The following is a 17,943-nucleotide window of genomic DNA, read 5'->3' as shown; positions in this document are numbered from 1 at the left end:
TCAGCCTCTGCTTAGCCGCTAGTAGGTCTAAAGTTGCGCGCTGAGCCGTTTGATTTCGCGGTTCAACACGCGCTCGTTGTCCGAATAGTCGATAGGCACATCGATCAGATGCACGCCCGGCGTCGTGAAACACTCGCGCAGCAAGGGCGCGAGCTCGTCCGCCGAATTCACTCTATGCCCGAGCGCCCCATAACTTTGCGCATATAAGACGAAATCGGGGTTCCGCAGCGTCATTCCAAAATCCGGAAAATTCATGTTTTCCTGCTTCCAGCGGATCATGCCGAACGCATCGTCGCGCAGCAGGAGAATCACCAGATCGAGCTTCAGCCGCACGGCCGTTTCCACTTCCTGCGAATTCATCATGAAACCGCCGTCGCCGCAAACGGCCATTACGTTGCGGTCGGGGTGCACGATCTTGCTTGCAATAGCAGACGGCAGGCCCGCTCCCATCGATGCAAGCGCGTTGTCGAGCAGAATGGAATTCGGTTCGTGCGCCCGGTAATAACGCGCGAACCAGATCTTGTACATGCCGTTATCGAGGCAAATGATGCCGTCCTTCGGCATGGTGTCGTACACGTCCTTGACGATGCGCACCGGATAAAGCGGGAACCGGTCGTCGTGCTGGCCCTTTGCCAGTTGCGCGTCGAAATGTTCCTTGATCATCTTGAAGCGCGAAAAATCCCAGTTTTGCTCGCTCTTTTTCAGCAATTCCTTCATCTGCCACACCGCGTTTGCGATATCCCCCACCACTTCGATCTGCGGGAAATACACCGGATCGACCTGTGCGCCGAGGAAATTCACGTGGATCACGGTCTTTTCATCGCCGTCGCCGCTACGCATGAAAAACGGCGGCTTTTCGATCACGTCATGGCCAATATTGATGATGCAATCGGCGTGATCGATCGCGCGATGCACGAAGTCGCCATCGGAAAGCGTGGCGTTGCCAAGCCACATGGGATGCGACTCATCGATCACGCCCTTGCCCATCTGCGTGGTGAAGAACGGAATGCCGATCTGGTCGACAAATTCGCGCAACATCTTCGTCGTGGTCTTGCGATTGGCGCCCGCGCCGATCATCAGCAGCGGATATTTCGCCTCGCGGATCGCCGCGACGGCATGCTCCACCGCCTTTTCCTCCGCGATCGGACGACGGCTGAAACTCTTCGGGATCGGCGCGCCGTCGCCCTCTTCGTGCGCCACGTCTTCCGGCAGTTCAAGGTGCACGGCGCCCGGACGCTCTTCTTCCGCGCGCCGGAACGCCTCGCGCACCGACGCCGGAATATTGCCGATCGACACCATCGAGCGCGTGTATTTGGTGAGCGGCTCCATCATCCGCACGACATCGACGATCTGGAAACTGCCTTGCTTGCTCGATTTGATCGGCTTCTGGCCGGTGACCATCAGCATGGGCATGCCGCCGAGTTGCGCATACGCGGCGGCGGTCACGAAATTGGTCGCGCCGGGCCCGAGCGTGGCCAGGCACACGCCGGTCTTGCCCGTCAGGCGGCCGTAGGTTGCGGCCATGAAACCCGCAGCTTGTTCGTGGCGAGTCAGGACGAGCTTGATTTTGGAGCGGCGCAGCGACTCGAGGAGATCGAGATTTTCCTCGCCGGGAATGCCAAACACGTATTCGACTTTTTCTGCTTCCAGCGCTTTGACGAACAGATCCGATGCTTTCATGGAGAGTCTCGCTTGGGGACGGCGTGCACGGTAAATGTCGTGCAAAAGACGGAAATGAAATGGACCGGGTGCTGCTGAATGAGGCCACAAGAAAGCCACACGAAGGCCGCGCGGCACCCGCCCGTCCGTTTATGGTCAGTTGACCTGCACGCGGTTTGCGCGTGCGGATACAACCTTACTCCGGATAGCCATTCGATGTCGCGGACGACGCCGCGCGTTTAAGTCAACGGAAGCGTCAGCCTTCAAACCTTACAGGCGTCCGGGTTCAAGGTTCTGGATGAATCGGACGTCGAATAATCGGACATCGAATGCAAAGAGCCCGTTCCAACGTGAATCGGAACGGACTCTTTTTTCGTCATGCGGTCAAACGGCTCTCTAGCTTTCCGTCTTGCAGTCGGCAAGTATCGGCGGGGCCTTCGGATCGGCGGTGTCGTCGGTGAGCGAACCTTCTGGGCCTTTGGTCCACCACGTGTAGTGATCGCCAACGTATTTCGCCCCCGATGCCGCCAGAACATTCACAAACAACATCTTCCGGCCATCGACGGTCAGCAGCGCAAAACTCTGCTTGTTCTTCGTGTTCATGTACTGCACGGTCAGCGTGCCGCCGCCGCGGCATTCGTAACGCAGCGTGTTGGTCGTCGCGGTCTGAATCTGCGGTACGGTCAGCGGCATCGCGACCGCCGAATGGGTCACGGACATCACAACCAGCGTACCGGCTGTCAAAGCGATCGATCTGACCATTCGTTCCGTCCGTTCCATCCGCTGGAACCGTGCTTGCCTCTTTCCATCCTTCATCGTTCTATCCTTTCGTTACCTCTTTCCCGGTGAACCCGCCGTGCAACGGCCAAGCTTCGGATGCACGGAGCGGCGTCGGACCCGGCCTGCCGGAATAGCCGACGCCTTCAAACGACTCACCCAACATCATCAAGGATCAATGACGCCCGCGCACGCATCGGTCGGCGCGGCCGCCACGTGGCCGACCAGCGGCACCATCTTCAATCCCGCCGATGCCACCCGGCACGGCGCCGCCGCCACGCCGCATCCGGCCAAACCGACCAACGTCGCGCACAGCGCGACCATTGCACACCATTTCACTTGAAACCTCCGTGCCGCCCGCGAAAAGCTCGCCGCGAGCGGCGTGTTGCCGTCATCGAGTGGAGACGGGTCTTACCTTAGACGCGGCCAGTTTCGCGCGTTCCCGCGCTTCGTCGGTATCGCGTCCAGTTGCAAGCGCAACGCCCATGCGGCGCTTCGCGAAGCTTTCCGGTTTGCCGAACAGGCGCAGGTCCGAATCGGGCACGGCGAGCGCGTCAGCAACGCCTTCGAATGCGACGCCCGCTTCGTCCAGTCCGCCATAAATCACCGCCGACGCACCCGGCGCGCGCAAGGTTGTATCGACGGGAAGACCGAGGATCGCGCGCGCGTGCAGGTCGAACTCAGAGAAGCGCTGCGTGGCAAGCGTGACCAGACCCGTGTCATGCGGTCGCGGACTGACTTCGGAAAACCAGACGTCGTCGCCGCGCACAAACAATTCGACGCCGAACAATCCGCGGCCACCGAGGGCCGTCGTAACTTTTGCCGCGACATCGCGCGATTTTGCGAGCGCCGCAGTGCTCATTGCCTGCGGTTGCCACGATTCCACATAGTCGCCCGCCACCTGGACATGGCCGATCGGCTCGCAAAAATACGTCTGCAGATCGCCGGTTTCCGGGCTGACCGCACGCACGGTGAGCTGCGTGATCTCGTACTCGAAGTCGATAAACCCTTCCACGATCACACGCCCATGATTGACGCGGCCGCCAGCCATCGCGTGCTGCCACGCCGGTTCGATATCCGCGGCGCTTTTGAGCACCGACTGCCCCTTGCCCGACGACGACATCACCGGCTTCACCACGCACGGAAAACCGATCTTGCCGATGGCCGCCGTCATCTCGTCCAGCGACTCGGCGAACGCGTAGGGCGACGTCGGAAGCCCAAGCGTTTCGGCGGCGAGACGGCGAATGCCTTCGCGGTTCATCGTGAGTTGCGTCGCACGCGCGGTCGGGATCACGACGGCAAGCCGCTCGGCTTCGATTTCGGCGAGGGTATCGGTTGCGATGGCCTCGATCTCCGGCACGATCAAATGCGGCCGTTCAGCTTCGATCAACGCGCGCAACGCCGCGCCGTCGGTCATGTCGATCACATGCGAGCGATGCGCGACCTGATGGCCGGGGGCATCGGCGTAACGGTCGACCGCAATCGTCTCCACGCCGAGCCGCTGCAACGCGATGATCACTTCCTTGCCGAGTTCGCCCGCGCCGAGCAGCATCACGCGCGTCGCGCCGGGCGTGAGCGGCGTGCCGATTTTCGCCGGCTGCTGCATCGGCTGCATGCCGGATTGAGGGGAAGAAACGGCGGACGCAGCGGACTTCGCGCTCTGCATGGATGCTCCAGAAAAAGAGGCCTGTCAAGCCCGCGATGTTAACACGCGGACCCTTTTCCGGACGCGATCGGTGTTGTGTTTTCGGGCGCGGGCTGGCGGATCAGCGATGGTAGCGGCGTTGCGCGGCGGCCGCCTCCACGGCGGCTTTGGTGCGATCGAACAAGCGGTCGCGCTAACCTTTCTTTACATGTTGCAATGACTTTGCCGCAATCTGCCTTGGTCAATCTTGGGACGAGTGCGATACCCTTACGGTTTTGCCAGCTCCAAGGAAATTCCATGTCGATGCAGCCCTCCCGTTCGCAACCTGCGCGTGTTTCGGCGCGCAGCCGGGTCCATGCTGCGTTCCCGCGTTCCAGGCCCTCATTGGCAACCGTGGTGTCGATCGTGACTCTCGCTTTCGGTGCGGCTTTGGCAGGTTGCACGATGCCGACACATCCGGACAGCGCCGCGCCGCCGACCGATCCTTACAACCCGGCCGCGACCCAGCTTCTCGACGATACCCAATGGCAACTCACCAGTTGGACCAATGCCGACGGCAAGTCGCGCCCGGTTCCGGCCAGTCCGGCTGGCGCCGCTGGCGGTAGCGCGGGCGGAGCGCCGATCACCCTGAACTTTTCGACGCTAGGCGGCCAACGCAAGACGAACGGCTTTTCCGGCTGCAACCGTTTCACCGGTACCTACGATCTGGCCGGCGGCGAGCTGTCCTTCGGCCCCCTTGCCAGCACGCGGATGGCGTGCGCGCCGGGACCGGGCAGCGCGCTCGAACAACCGTTCCTCCAGGGCCTGACGAATATCGAAAAAACCGGCGTGCAAATGCAGCCGCCGCAACAATTGCAGATCACGCTCAAGAACGGCGACGTGATGACGTTCACACGAGGCGCGCAACCTTGAGATCGATGAAGGCCGGTTTGGAGGGTTAGGGTTCTTGAGGGTGGAGGTTGAGGAAAGGCGGTTGCGTTTCAGGCGGTCGTCACGGAGTCTGTTGGACGTTGGCGCCTGGTCGAGTCAGGGCATTTGGCGTCCAGGCGCTTGACGTCGTTTGACGCAATTAAACGCGTTGGTTTTTCGTTTGGCTGTGTGCGTCTTTGAAACGAAATATGACCGCTCGCCTGACCCGGCCAACACCGTCTCGATGCATCAATCGTCACCTGCGGCCGAATGCTTGATCGCTTGACCACCGCCCGCCCTCGCCGCGTTCATGGCGGTTAAACTCGGCGGTACTGATTCATATTTGTCTGAGCCTGGGTTCGCTGCTCACATCGCTTACATCATTCCTGGTTCCTTGCATGCACACGGTAGTTTTCGGCTGGTTCGGTGCTTCGGCCGTCTGGTTCATCCCCCTTCTCTGGCGCATCGTCAAGTCCGTTCTCCCCAACGGCGGCGGCCTGCGCGGTCCGGGCACGATCCGGCTCTGGCTCGGTTTCTTCTGCGTGCTCCTCGCGAGCTGCGCGCTAGAAGCCGCCCTGTTTCATTCGTTCGCATTCGCAGCCGACGTCGACCATCTCGGCCACGCGCTGTTGCTCGGCCTGGGCGGACAGGCCGGCGTCGTGAGCACGCTGGCCGCGTTGAGCGTGGGTGCCGGTGCGGCCATCGTGTTTCTCATCAGCTTGCCGTGGCTCTGCGGGTTCCAATGGCGCGAGACCCTTGGCTGGGCAAACGGCGCATTCGGCCTGGGCCTCAAACCCGAGTGGTTCACACCACGGGAACGGTCGGTCCGAGAGAAACCATCGCGTGCCCGGGCATCGCGCGATAAGGCGCAAACGCGGGGAGCGAGCGCGGGTCTCGGCAGCTTCAAGGCGGGGAGCACGGTTGGGAGCGGTGTCACGACTTCTGGTAGAACCTCGCACGATGCTCCGGCACTCGGCTTGCCGACTGCAACGCAACGCCCAAGCGGCCGCTATCAGCGGCCGACCGTCTGGCGTCCGCAGCCTGCACGGCGCAGCGACGCCGAGCGGCCGATGCGCGGGCCCGAGGCTGCGCGGCCGGTTGAACCTTTGTCGTCGACACATCGTGAACCGGGCGCCGGCAAAGACAGCTATTCGGACCGCTTCCCCGATGCACGCCCTGCCGCTTCGCACAGCGGTCGTGGAACAGGACCTCGGGAGCCGCTCGAACCGATCGCACCGGCGGGCTGGCTAAAGAGCGGCCCGGAGTCTGGATCGTCGTCGGGAACGCGGGAAAGGACGGCAAGCGTGAACGCGCCCGAGGTGGGGACGAGCGCCGGATCGGGTGGCGTCACGCGGATCGCGAGTGCGGCGGGTACCGGGGGAACGGCTGGGGGAACGGCAAGTGCCGTGCCGCCGAATGCGGCCCGGACATCGGCAACGCGGGGAATGGGCCGCCCCGTGGATGCTGCCGCGTCGCGGCTTCCAGATATATCGATATCGCGTCCGTTGCTGAACCGGAGCACGCCGGGCGCTATTCGTGCGTCGGGTTCCTCCGGCGTTTCCCACGCCGCTTCGCGCAATACATCGATGAACCCGGCCAGCGGCAAATCGGTTCCTCCGGGCGTGTCGAGCGACTCTTTTTTTGCTGCGACAACGGCATTCGCGGCTGTTCCCGCCAAACCTGCCGGTCCGCCGCCAGCACCTGAACGGATAAAGGAGACGCTGCGCTCCATCGAGCAAAGCACGGCGCAATGGACCACGCGCGCAGGTGGCGTTGATACAGCGCGGGAAGCGGGAGCGTTGCCAGATACAAGTGGCGCAGCTAACGGACACGATGCAGCGGCGTTGAACGCTTCGGGTACTTCGGGTACTTCGGGTACTTCGGGTACTCCCAACGCGCTGGCCACTTCGGCTAGCCCCGTGGGTTCCGCTCCTCCAGCGTCCTCAGCTATCACCACGCCCCTAGCTTCTCCGGCGTCGGCATTTGCGCCCCCGGCTGTTTCTGCATCGTTGGTAAGTGCGGGTCTCGCGAGTCATGCAACCCCCAACACACCGACACCGAACGCGACGGATCTTGAGAAGACCACAATCATCTCCGATTCGTCCCCGACGTCAGACACGACTACTCCATCGCCGATAACCAACCCACCCGCGAACCACGCCGACCAGCCGGGAACGGCGGAAGGCGTTGCGTCGCTGGCGGCATCGAGTGTTGCGGGCACGTATTCGTCCAGCGCTTCGTTACGCGATGGCTACACCTTCGCCTCTGCCGCCCAGACTATCGTGCGCGAGCCAACGCAGCCGGAGACCGGCACGGATGCAAGCACGAGCAACGCAGACATCCACAACAACGGCGCCCTGCCCTATCCCGTATCACCGACAGCGCACGATAACGGTATCGAACAAACACCGGCAACCGCCCCGGTCACGACGCAATCCGTCGATGTACGCTCGAACCCGTTGTCGAACCTTCCCGTGCAGCGCACCGATAGCGACGAGACCAAGAATCAGACGTCGGATCCGATATGGCCGGCCGATATCGACGGAACCGCGCACCTGGCCTCTTCCGCCATTGCAAGCAATGCCGCGCTCAACCCATCGAACGGTTCTGGGTCGATCGAAACCCGTGACCTGAACAGTTCATCTACGCGCCTGGAATCGACAACGCCGAACACGACGACGTCGCCCAATACGTCACCATCCACGCAAACGCAAACGCCAGTTCACCTCGCCGATCTCCCGCCGTGGGCCGTCCGCGCCGGTCAGACGCACCCTGTACAGACGACGCGTGACATCGTCCCGGCGACACCGGCATCGTCGTTATCGGGAAGCTCCGCAACTGCGTCCACGGGTCAGGCGCACACGCCGCCGTGGCAAGCAGATTTGGGCGCCACCCGTGCGCCGTTGAGCGACGTCGATACGCCACATGCCGCGCCCGACGAAACGAACGCAAACGTCGAAACCAGCATCGATACCCCGCCCGCCTCTCTCGCTCCGAACGAATACGCGGCACAAACGCAAACGCCAACCGATCGAACGACGCAAACGGAATGGAAAACCGCGACCGAAGCACAAGCAGGCCCGAACTACAACCACGCTTCGAACATCGTCCATTTCCCGCGCGCCATTGCGAACGCGGATGCAAGTGCGAGCGCGGACGCGACCCCGGCTCCCGCGCCTGAAACAACCCCGCAGCAATCCGATTCCCGCCCGCCGGTGCGCGGTTTCATCGCGACCGAATTCGAGTTCCACGCGCCCGCGGCGTCGGCCGTCGATCTCCCCGGCCTCGACCTCCTCGAACCCGCATCCGACGAAGTCGAACCGGTCTCCGAACAACATCTCGCCGAAACGGGCCAGTTGATCGAGCAGCGCCTGCAGGAATTCAAGGTACCGGTGACCGTGGTCGGTGCATCGGCGGGACCGGTCATCACGCGCTTCGAAGTCGAACCGGCGCTAGGCGTGCGCGGCAGCCAGATCGTCGGCTTGATGAAGGACCTGTCGCGCGGACTCGGGCTGACATCCATCCGCGTGGTCGAGACGATTCCCGGCAAGACCTGCATGGGACTCGAATTGCCGAACGCCAAACGGCAGATGATCCGGCTCTCCGAAATCCTGGAAGCCGACGTTTATCGCGACTCGAAGTCGTTCCTCACGATCGCGATGGGCAAGGACATCGTCGGCAATCCGGTCGTGACCGACCTCGCGCGCGCGCCGCATATGCTGGTCGCGGGCACGACGGGTTCGGGCAAATCGGTGGCGATCAACGCGATGATCCTGTCGCTGCTCTACAAGGCGAAACCGGAAGACGTGCGCCTGATCATGATCGACCCGAAGATGCTGGAACTGTCCGTGTACGAAGGCATTCCGCATCTGCTCGCGCCGGTGGTCACCGACATGAAGCTGGCCGCGAACGCGCTGAACTGGTGTGTCGGGGAAATGGAGAAGCGCTACAAGCTGATGTCGGCGGTAGGCGTGCGCAATCTGCAGGGTTTCAACCAGAAAATCCGCAATGCCGAAGCTGCGGGCAAGAAGCTGACGAACCCGTTTTCGCTCACGCCCGACGCACCCGAACCGCTCGCCAAGCTGCCGATGATCGTGGTCGTGATCGACGAGCTCGCCGACTTGATGATGGTCGCCGGCAAGCAGATCGAGCAGTTGATCGCGCGGCTGGCGCAAAAGGCGCGCGCCGCCGGCATTCACCTGATTCTCGCAACGCAGCGGCCGTCGGTGGATGTGATCACCGGGCTGATCAAGGCGAACATTCCGACGCGGGTGGCGTTTCAGGTGTCATCGAAGATTGATTCGCGCACGATCCTCGACCAGATGGGCGCGGAGTCCCTGCTCGGCGCCGGCGATATGTTGTTCCTGCCGCCCGGCACGGGTTATCCGCAACGCGTGCATGGCGCGTTTGTCGCGGACGAGGAAGTGCATAGCGTGGTGGAGTATCTGAAGCAGTTCGGCGAACCGGAGTACGAGGAAGGGATTTTGTCGGGACCGACGCCCGAAGGTGGCACGCCGGACCTGTTCGGCGATACGCCGGATGCCGAAGCCGATCCGCTCTACGACGAAGCCGTATCGTTCGTGTTGCGCACGCGCCGGGCATCGATCTCGTCGGTGCAGCGGCAATTGCGCATTGGCTACAACCGCGCAGCGCGACTGGTCGAACAGATGGAAACAGCGGGCCTGGTTTCACCGATGAGCACGAATGGAAATCGCGAGGTGCTCGCACCGGGACCAGCGGAATAAGCCGTTATCAGATGACCGATGCCCAGGCAAGGTTGCGAAACCATAACCTGGGCCCCGGCCATCTCACCTCACGTCACCACAACCGAAAGCGCCGCAACAAATACAGCGTGAAGGCGGCGCAAACGGCCATCACGCCCATCACGATCAAGAACGAATAGGTATCGTGCGTGCCCGGCAGCCCCGCCACGTTCATGCCGAAGATACCGGACACAAGCGTTGCGGGCATCAGCAACGCGGACATGACCGCGAGCCACAGCAGCTTGCGGTTGATGTCCTCCGAGAGCAACGCGGCAATCTCGTCCTGCAGCAACTTCGAGCGTTCGTATTGCGCCTCGAGTCCGGCAGCCAGCCCGTTGAGCACCTGAATTGCCTGGATCAGCGTTTCCATCGATCGGGGCTCTGCCCACTCCAGCCGCCGCAGCACCAGTTGCGTCAGCGCGTTGCGCTCAGGATCCACAAACCGCTTCACCTCCACCAGCCTCCTGCGCACCGACCCCAGCTCGGCGCGCCAGTTCGAATGGCGACCATCGAGCACGCCCTCCTCGACGTCATCGAGCCGGTCGCCGATTTCATCGATACGATCCGCGAACGTCTCGTTCAACGCGCGAATCAGGCCGGCGAAAAGATCGACGGTATCCCGGAACACGGCGCCTTCGAGCACCGCATGACGCAGCCGGTCGGTGGATTGAAGCGGCTGCGCGCGCACCGTGATCATGCGGTTCTTATCGACGTAAAAGCGCAGCGCGCCCGTCGCGCGGCGCGTGGCCTGCGCGTTCGGATCGGCGTCCGGGGTCTCCGCGACGCGCTCCAGATCCGCCACCACGCCGTACATGAACGTCCCGCCCATGTGCACGCGCGGGCGCTTGTCCTCACCGTTCAGGAATTCGCGGGCGACGTCGGGCATGGCGGTCACGCCGGTCAGCCAGCTTTCGACGGTGTCGTCGTTTGCGCTCAAATGCAGCCACGTCGGGCCGTCGCCCGCGATCTCGCGACGCGCTTCATCCCACGACAGCCGTAAGGCCTCCGCGCCGGCAAACCGGAACGCGCAGATAAAACCCGGTGGTGTGGGTGCGTCCTGCTCCGTACTGCGAGCGGTAGGACCCGACTCGCTACCAACTACTGACGTAATGTTCAACGTTGAATTCCTTCGATACCGGGACAACCCCGGCCTTACCAGTTAAACAAAAACCACGTTACTTAAAAACCAAGAAAGAACCAGGAAAAAGCCAGAAAACCTGTGCAAGCCGCGAACCCCCGACGACCCGCACAGTTGATTAAAAAATCCTCAGGATGGCGAAACGAACTTGAAATCGACCGGTGAACCAATCTCCAGGCGCTTGGGATCGGACGCAAGTTCGCCCGTGTCCGGATTGCGCCGGAAAAAGTAGACGCTGTCGCTGTCCTGATTGCCGACGATCAGCCAGCGGCCGGTCGGATCGATAGCAAATTCGCGCGGCGACTTGCCGAGCGTCGAACGCCGGTTGAGCAGCTTGAGATGACCATCGGACGGATTCACGGCGAAGGTCAGGAGTTCGTTCGCATCGCCACGATTGGTCGCATAGAGGAAACGGCCGTCCGGCGACAGATGGATCGCGCTGCCGCCCACCTTGCCCTTGAAACCGGGCGCGGTCATCGGCAGGGTTTGCCTTAGCGTGAGCTTGCCGTCGTCATAGTCGTACACCGACACCGACGCACTCATTTCGGTTGTGAGGTACGCATGTTTGCCGGCTTGATCGAAGATCAGGTGGCGCGGCCCGGAACCCGGTTTCACGAGCGTATAACGCGACTCGGTCGGCCCGAACAAACCGCGGCTGCCGTCGGGCGTGTATCTATATGAATAGATCTTGTCCGCACCCAGGTCCTGCGCGAACAGGTAACGGCCATCGGGCGAAAACACCGTGGAGTGCACATGCGAATTGTCCTGGCGCCCTTTCACGGGACCGCTGCCGTCGTGATGCACGGTGAGTACCGACGGATCAACCCGGTCACCTTCCAGTGGAAACACGGCAAAGCTGCCGCCCGGATTCGATGCCACCGAGTAGTTGGCGGTCAGCAAATAACGGCCATCCGGCGATAAAGCGAGATACGCGGGATCGTTGCCATCGGAAGAGACGCGGTTCACGAAGGTGAGCTGCCCGCTCGACGGATCGAAGCGGAATGCGCTGACGCCGCCGCGTTGAGAAGCGGGACCGTTATCGCCGGGAAGCTCGTTGACCGCGTAGACATGCTGCCGATCGTGGCTCACCACAAGATACGACGGATTCACCGCCTGCGCGGATGAAAGGCGCGTGATCGCACCGGTGCCCGTGTCGAACCGGTACACATAGAGACCCTCGCTCTTGCCGCTGCCGGTATACGTGCCCACGAGCAAGTCGAATACACCGTTATCGGCAGCGCCGGAAGTCGCTGACGTGCCGGTGGCGGCGGCCGTACCCGCCCCTTGTGCGAAGGCTTGGGCGGCAGCCAGCGACAACACAGCGGCAACACTCGCGGCAACACCCGCCGCGACACCTTTCGACATCAATCGCGACCGCCCGGACTGCTTTAAACGCGCCGGCCCGACGGCGCGGCACGATGTTTGCGTGGAAGCGAAGCCCCGGACACGGAGCGTGGAAGGAAAATGAGGAAAACGACATGCCAAACGCGTCAAATGAGAGAAATGGGTGAGATCCGCCAAATGCATACAGCCTCCTGATCGTTCGTTATTACGGCTTGTTTCAGGTTATATGAGCCGTGGACAAGCGCCCGATTGTCCCAATTGTCACCGGTCACTGCTTCGGCGCATGATGCAAACCGAATGATGCAAACCAATTCCCATCAAAAAATCAACAAGGAGTCGCCATGAATATCCATCTGAGCCTCGGACCGCTGGTCGCGCTGATAGCGGGCATTCTGATCCTGATCGTGCCGCGCCTGCTCAACTTCATCGTTGCGATTTACCTGATCATCATCGGGCTGATCGGCGTATTCGGACTCAGCACGACACATTTCTGACGACATCGACACGAACACCGCCATCGCACTGCTAGCCGTCACGCGCTCCTTAAGACGCTGTTATTGGAGCGAGGTTCCGAACGTTCCGAACCTTCCGAACGACGAGCAAACGCTGAACGCGGGGTCGCAACCGCGATCCCGCGCTAAGAATGTTCTGAAGTTGAACGAAGCCGTTGCGCGCTGCAGCGCAATCGGTATCAGTTATTGGCAAGCTGGTCGAGCCGCATCCGGCCCTGCAGCGACAAACCGCCCACGGCGGTGCGCCCATCGACCTCGCGATGCCGCGTGAAACAGGCGCGTTCGATCAGGAACGACGCGGCGGTCTCCATCCCGTTGCGGGACAGGCCGAGATTCTTGTAATTGAGATCCAGGAGCGCGGTTTGATCGACGATGTGGCTCGCGGCCGACAGGATGGCGATGCAATCGGCTCTCGACGGATTCAGCATGGCTTTCACTTTCGATGTCCTCGAAAACGTTAGGCAAGCAGGGAGCGCGTGACGTGCATCAACAGGTCCGATACCACGGTACGACGGACCCACGTTACTGCTTTCGGCGAAAGCGTCAGGCGCGAAGATTCATTCTAGGCATTTGTCACAAGTTTTTTCAACCTTCCTGCGCTTGCGGTTTTGCAAGGCCTTTTGCGCGGCCGTCTGCAAGGTCACTTACACAGGGAGTAAGGGACCGAAGCTTGCGACAGAAGCTCGCAACCGGTACGCATGAAAAACGCGAAATGCGAATGCGCTTCATAATCGAACACTCGAAGGACTGGAACAGCCTGGCCTCCCCCAACCACGCGGCACCTGTACTGCGGCCGCATCGACCTCACTCCCCTAGCCTATGCCCGCACTGATTGAGGACTACGCCCTGGTCGGCGATGGTCACACCGCTGCCCTGATTTCAAAAGAGGGCTCGATAGACTGGCTGTGCTGGCCGCGCTTCGACTCCGGCGCGTGTTTTGCGGCCCTCTTGGGCACGCCGGAAAACGGCCGCTGGCTGATCACGCCCGACCTGCCCGACGGCGCCCCGCCGCCGGTCATCACCCGCCGGTATCGCGGCGATACGCTGATCCTGGAAACCGATTTCGAAACGCCCGACGGAAAGGTTTCGCTCATCGACTTCATGCCGGTCCGTGACGGCGCGTCCGACCTTGTGCGGATCGTGGTAGGCCGGCGCGGCACGGTGAAGATGAAAATGGAACTGGTGCTGCGCTTCGATTACGGCTCCTCCATTCCCTGGGTCAGCCGGCTCCCCGACGAAAGCGGTATTCGCGCAATCGCCGGTCCCGATCTATGCGTGTTGCGCACGCCCATCGAGCTCACCGGCGAGAACATGCGCACCGTCGGCGAATTCACCGTAAGCGAGGGTGAGCGCGTCCCCTTCTCGCTCGTGTATTCGCAATCGCATTTGCATCTGCCTCGCGCGCTCGATCCCCATACGCAGTTCGCGCGCACCGAGAACTTCTGGCTGGAGTGGTCGGGACGCAGCAATCTTGACGGCCGCTGGGGTCCGGCCATCCGCCGCTCGCTGATTACGCTCAAGGCGCTCGCTTACGAACCGACCGGCGGTATTGTCGCTGCACCGACCACGTCGTTGCCTGAGCAACTGGGCGGCACGCGCAACTGGGATTATCGATACTGCTGGTTACGCGACGCCACCATCACCCTCCTCGCAATGATGCGCAGCGGTTACTACGACGAAGCGCGCGCCTGGCGGGCATGGCTGGGCCGCGTGATGGCCGGGTCGCCGGATCAGGTGCAGATCATGTACGGCATTGCGGGCGAGCGGCGCTTGCCCGAATGGGAAGTCGACTGGCTGCCGGGTTACGAGAATTCGAAACCTGTGCGCATTGGCAATGGCGCGGTCAACCAGTTGCAACTCGATGTCTACGGCGAGGTCATGAACGCGCTACATCTCGCGCGCGTGGGCGGCCTCCAAAGCGATGAAACCGTATGGTCGATCCAGCGCGCCATGCTCGATCATCTCGACACCATCTGGCAGGAAGCGGACGAAGGCATCTGGGAAACGCGCGGCGGCCGTCAACAATTCACGTTCTCGAAGGTCATGGCGTGGGTCGCCTACGACCGCGCGATCAAATCGGCGGAACAGTTCAGCCTGGAAGGCCCGATCGACCACTGGCGCGCGGTACGCGACACCATTCACGCGGATGTATGCGAGAAAAGCTGGAATCCGTCGATGAACTCGTTCGCGCAAACTTACGGCGGCGACGCTCTCGATGCCAGTTTGCTGCTGATTCCACTGCTCGGCTTTCTGCCTCCGGAAGATCCGCGCGTGATCTCCACGGTCCACGCCATCGAGCGTGATCTCACCCATGACGGGCTGGTCAAGCGATACCACACGACGGAAGTACAGGACGGACTGCCGCCCGGGGAAGGCACGTTTCTGGCGTGCAGCTTCTGGCTGGTCGACAATCTCGCGCTGCAGGGCCGCCACGAGGAAGCGTACGCGATGTTCGAGCGTTTGCTCGGTCTCGCCAACGACGTCGGCCTGCTGGCCGAGGAATATGACACGGTCGCGAAACGTCTGGTTGGTAACTTTCCGCAAGCGTTCTCGCATGTCGCGCTCGTGCATACCGGCATGAACCTGATGCGCCACGAACAAGGCATGGCGAAGGCTACCGGCCAGCCCACGTCGCGTCAGGACAAACCCTCGGACGCAACGCTCGCAAAAGAAAGCAAAATGTAATGTTGTTCGAATAATTAACGGAAATTGACGATTTCAACGCTAAATTCATGCTGAATAGCGGTAAAGAGCACGTATGTTGCGTTGCACAAAAGCGTGTTCTTGGCTATGATCGAAGAGGCTTTCCGACCGGTCGTTCGGTGAATTGAAATTTTGAATGGGGTCTGGATCACGGCTTAGCCGGCATGCGTTTTGTGTGCTGTTTCGTGTTGAGCCCAGAACCGTGTTGAGCCCGGAAGGCAACGCCGGCTTGATGCCCAGTCCCGCCCCTCTTCCCTGCGACCCCTCATGAAGCGAACAAGCAACAACGCAAGCAACAACGAATAACTGCCAGCACCAGCAATGCGGTGCAATCGACGACCTGCACGCCGAGCCGGGAACCAGCGAAAGCCTGACCCGGCATGACGCCACCGCCGATAGAGGCCAACCGCCGGACACGCTCCCGGAGACGGGCGCAGCCGGATTTATACAGGTCAGACATGCTCTATCAATTCCACGAATTTCAGCGGGCCATGTTGAGCCCCCTTACGGCATGGGCGGAAGCGGCATCGAAGTCGTTCACCAATCCTTCCAGCCCGCTCGCGTACGTGCCCGGTTCCACGCGGCTCGCGGCCGGCTACGAATTGCTGTATCGCCTGGGCAAGGATTACGAGAAGCCCGAGTTCGAACTGCATCAGATCGAGAAGAACGGCCATGCCATTCCTATCGTCGAGCAGATCGTGGTGGAAAAACCCTTCTGCAGGCTGATCCGCTTCAAGCGTTTCTCCGACGACAGCGCAACCGTCACCGAACTCAAGACGGAACCTATCGTGCTGGTGTGCGCCCCGCTGTCGGGTCACCACTCCACGCTGTTGCGCGACACGGTGAAGACGCTGCTGCACGATCACAAGGTCTATCTGACCGACTGGCTCGACGCCCGCATGGTGCCGCTTGAAGACGGGTCGTTCCATCTCGACGACTACGTGGAGTACATCCAGGAATTCATCCGCCATATTGGCGCGAAAGACCTGCACGTGATCTCGGTGTGCCAGCCTACCGTGCCGGTGCTCGCCGCAATCGCGCTGATGGCCAGCCGCGGTGAAGACACGCCGCGCACCATGACCATGATGGGCGGCCCCATTGATGCGCGTCGCAGCCCCACGTCGGTCAACTCGCTCGCGAGTGAACATTCATACGAATGGTTCGAGAACAACGTGATCTACACGGTGCCGGCGAACTATCCGGGCGTAGGCCGCAAGGTGTATCCGGGCTTTCTGCAGCATGCCGGTTTTGTCGCCATGAACCCGGAGCGGCACGTGACGGCGCATTGGGACTTCTATCAGAACCTGATGCGTGGTGACGACGAAGATGCGGAGCAGCATCGCCGCTTCTACGACGAATACAACGCCGTGCTCGACATGGACGCCGACTACTACCTCGACACCATTCGCATTGTGTTCCAGGAGTTCCGCCTGGCCGAAGGCACGTGGAACGTCAATGGTGAGCTCGTGCGTCCGCAGGACATCAAGAACACGGCACTGCTGACCATCGAAGGCGAACTCGACGACATTTCAGGCAGCGGCCAGACACGTGCTGCGCATGACTTGTGCACCGGCATTGCGGCGAAGAACAAACGCCACTACATGGCGGAGAAGGCCGGCCACTACGGCATTTTCTCGGGACGCCGCTGGCGCACGATGGTGTATCCGCAACTGCGCGAATTCATTCTCGCGCACGACAAGGCGCCGAAAAAGGAAGCTGTCCCGGCCTGATCGCGGTCTGACGGAATAGCCGCCTGGAATTGATTGGCATGACACAGCACGCCGCGTTTTACGCGGCGTGTTTCATTGAAGGGCCCCTCTGCGACGAGCAGGCCCGATGCATCAGCGCCGCAACAAATACGCGAGCAGCAATTCCGTGTTCATCTTGATGATTTCATCGCGTTCGGCGTCGCGGCTGAAGTCGAGTCCGAACGTGGCTTCGAGCGTGAAACGATTCGATACGATGTAATACCCAAGCCCCGACAAAGTCACGTAAAAGCGCAGCGGGTCGACGTTATTGCGAAATAGTCCGGCGTGCTGACCACGTTCGAGAATCTTCGCAAGCGTGGCGACCACCGGCGATATCAACTCCCGAATACGCGTGGAACCCTTTATATAGCGGGCTTCGTGCAGATTTTCGTTATTGATGAGCCGCAAGAGTTCGGGATGCTCACGATAATAATTCCAGATGAAATGCGCCAGTTGCGTGATCGCTTCGACGGGTGCGATCCCATCGAGATCCAGCGTCTTTTCAGCCTCGGTGAGTGCGGCGAATGCATGTTCGAGCACAGCCGTGAACAACTGCTCCTTGCTGCCGAAATAATAGTAGAGCATTCGCTCGTTGGTTTCGGCACGGCGTGCAATCTGGTCGACACGTGCGCCGAACAAGCCGCCCGCAGCAAATTCCTCTGCGGCGGCGAGCAGGATGCGACGGCGTGTACCCTCGGGATCTCTTTTGATTTTTGGCTGGTTCATGGTGGCTTTGTGATCGACA

General features: G+C 61.3%; 13 protein-coding genes. 5 read left to right on the top strand and 8 right to left on the bottom strand.

Features of this window, described 5'->3' with window-relative positions:
* Window positions 1–27 precede the first annotated feature (27 nt).
* The 4 genes from ACSQ36_RS05200 to purT all read right to left on the bottom strand — a co-directional run bounded on the left by ACSQ36_RS05200 (window position 28) and on the right by purT (window position 4,042).
* A complete protein-coding gene (locus ACSQ36_RS05200) occupies window positions 28–1,680 on the bottom strand; it encodes an acetolactate synthase large subunit (RefSeq protein WP_213763470.1) in 1,653 nt (550 codons plus the stop codon).
* A 375-nt stretch (window positions 1,681–2,055) separates the two neighbouring features.
* Window positions 2,056–2,421: an MliC family protein gene (locus tag ACSQ36_RS05195; RefSeq protein ID WP_436181127.1), complete on the bottom strand. Its 366-nt coding sequence runs from the start codon at window positions 2,419–2,421 to the stop codon at window positions 2,056–2,058.
* Between the two features lie 183 nt (window positions 2,422–2,604).
* Window positions 2,605–2,760 (bottom strand): DUF6726 family protein, encoded by a 156-nt coding sequence (locus tag ACSQ36_RS05190; RefSeq protein ID WP_346730470.1) that lies wholly within the window; start codon window positions 2,758–2,760, stop codon window positions 2,605–2,607.
* Window positions 2,761–2,827: 67 nt separating this feature from the next.
* Window positions 2,828–4,042 (bottom strand): formate-dependent phosphoribosylglycinamide formyltransferase, encoded by a 1,215-nt coding sequence (gene purT, locus ACSQ36_RS05185; RefSeq protein ID WP_436183094.1) that lies wholly within the window; start codon window positions 4,040–4,042, stop codon window positions 2,828–2,830.
* 342 nt (window positions 4,043–4,384) lie between these two features.
* Here purT and ACSQ36_RS05180 point away from each other — a divergent pair, with 342 nt between their 5' ends.
* Entirely contained in the window at window positions 4,385–4,993 is a 609-nt protein-coding gene (locus ACSQ36_RS05180; protein WP_436183093.1) for an META domain-containing protein, read from the top strand.
* Between the two features lie 395 nt (window positions 4,994–5,388).
* Window positions 5,389–9,735 carry a DNA translocase FtsK gene (locus ACSQ36_RS05175; RefSeq protein WP_436181126.1) on the top strand — a complete coding sequence of 1,449 codons (4,347 nt, stop codon included), beginning with the start codon at window positions 5,389–5,391 and terminating at the stop codon, window positions 9,733–9,735.
* 73 nt (window positions 9,736–9,808) lie between these two features.
* Here the strand turns inward: ACSQ36_RS05175 and ACSQ36_RS05170 are convergent, their stop codons facing one another.
* On the bottom strand, window positions 9,809–10,870 hold the full coding sequence (locus ACSQ36_RS05170; protein WP_218627210.1) for a transporter: 1,062 nt from the start codon (window positions 10,868–10,870) through the stop codon (window positions 9,809–9,811).
* Between the two features lie 150 nt (window positions 10,871–11,020).
* The gene (locus tag ACSQ36_RS05165) at window positions 11,021–12,256 is read right to left on the bottom strand and encodes a lactonase family protein (RefSeq protein WP_436181125.1); all 1,236 of its coding nucleotides are present in this window, start codon (window positions 12,254–12,256) and stop codon (window positions 11,021–11,023) included.
* Between the two features lie 320 nt (window positions 12,257–12,576).
* Here ACSQ36_RS05165 and ACSQ36_RS05160 point away from each other — a divergent pair, with 320 nt between their 5' ends.
* Window positions 12,577–12,729, top strand: a complete 153-nt coding sequence (locus ACSQ36_RS05160) for a DUF3096 domain-containing protein (protein WP_075645423.1) — start codon at window positions 12,577–12,579, stop codon at window positions 12,727–12,729.
* A gap of 197 nt (window positions 12,730–12,926) precedes the next feature.
* On the opposite strand, the gene ACSQ36_RS05155 is transcribed toward ACSQ36_RS05160, so the two are convergent.
* The gene (locus tag ACSQ36_RS05155) at window positions 12,927–13,175 is read right to left on the bottom strand and encodes a hypothetical protein (RefSeq protein ID WP_213763539.1); all 249 of its coding nucleotides are present in this window, start codon (window positions 13,173–13,175) and stop codon (window positions 12,927–12,929) included.
* A gap of 391 nt (window positions 13,176–13,566) precedes the next feature.
* Here ACSQ36_RS05155 and ACSQ36_RS05150 point away from each other — a divergent pair, with 391 nt between their 5' ends.
* Together ACSQ36_RS05150 and ACSQ36_RS05145 are read left to right on the top strand one after the other, a co-directional pair.
* Entirely contained in the window at window positions 13,567–15,432 is a 1,866-nt protein-coding gene (locus tag ACSQ36_RS05150; RefSeq protein ID WP_436181124.1) for a glycoside hydrolase family 15 protein, read from the top strand.
* Between the two features lie 476 nt (window positions 15,433–15,908).
* Window positions 15,909–17,180: a polyhydroxyalkanoate depolymerase gene (locus tag ACSQ36_RS05145; protein ID WP_436181123.1), complete on the top strand. Its 1,272-nt coding sequence runs from the start codon at window positions 15,909–15,911 to the stop codon at window positions 17,178–17,180.
* A gap of 111 nt (window positions 17,181–17,291) precedes the next feature.
* Here the strand turns inward: ACSQ36_RS05145 and ACSQ36_RS05140 are convergent, their stop codons facing one another.
* Window positions 17,292–17,924, bottom strand: coding sequence for a TetR/AcrR family transcriptional regulator (locus ACSQ36_RS05140; protein WP_213763475.1), 633 nt, complete (start codon window positions 17,922–17,924; stop codon window positions 17,292–17,294).
* Between the last annotated feature and the right edge of the window lie 19 nt (window positions 17,925–17,943).

The organism is Caballeronia sp. LjRoot34 (genome assembly GCF_964253815.1).
Classification (GTDB): Bacteria; Pseudomonadota; Gammaproteobacteria; order Burkholderiales; family Burkholderiaceae; genus Caballeronia.
The sequence above is the reverse complement of the archived record's forward strand: the minus strand, read 5'-3'. Positions and strand labels throughout refer to the sequence as shown.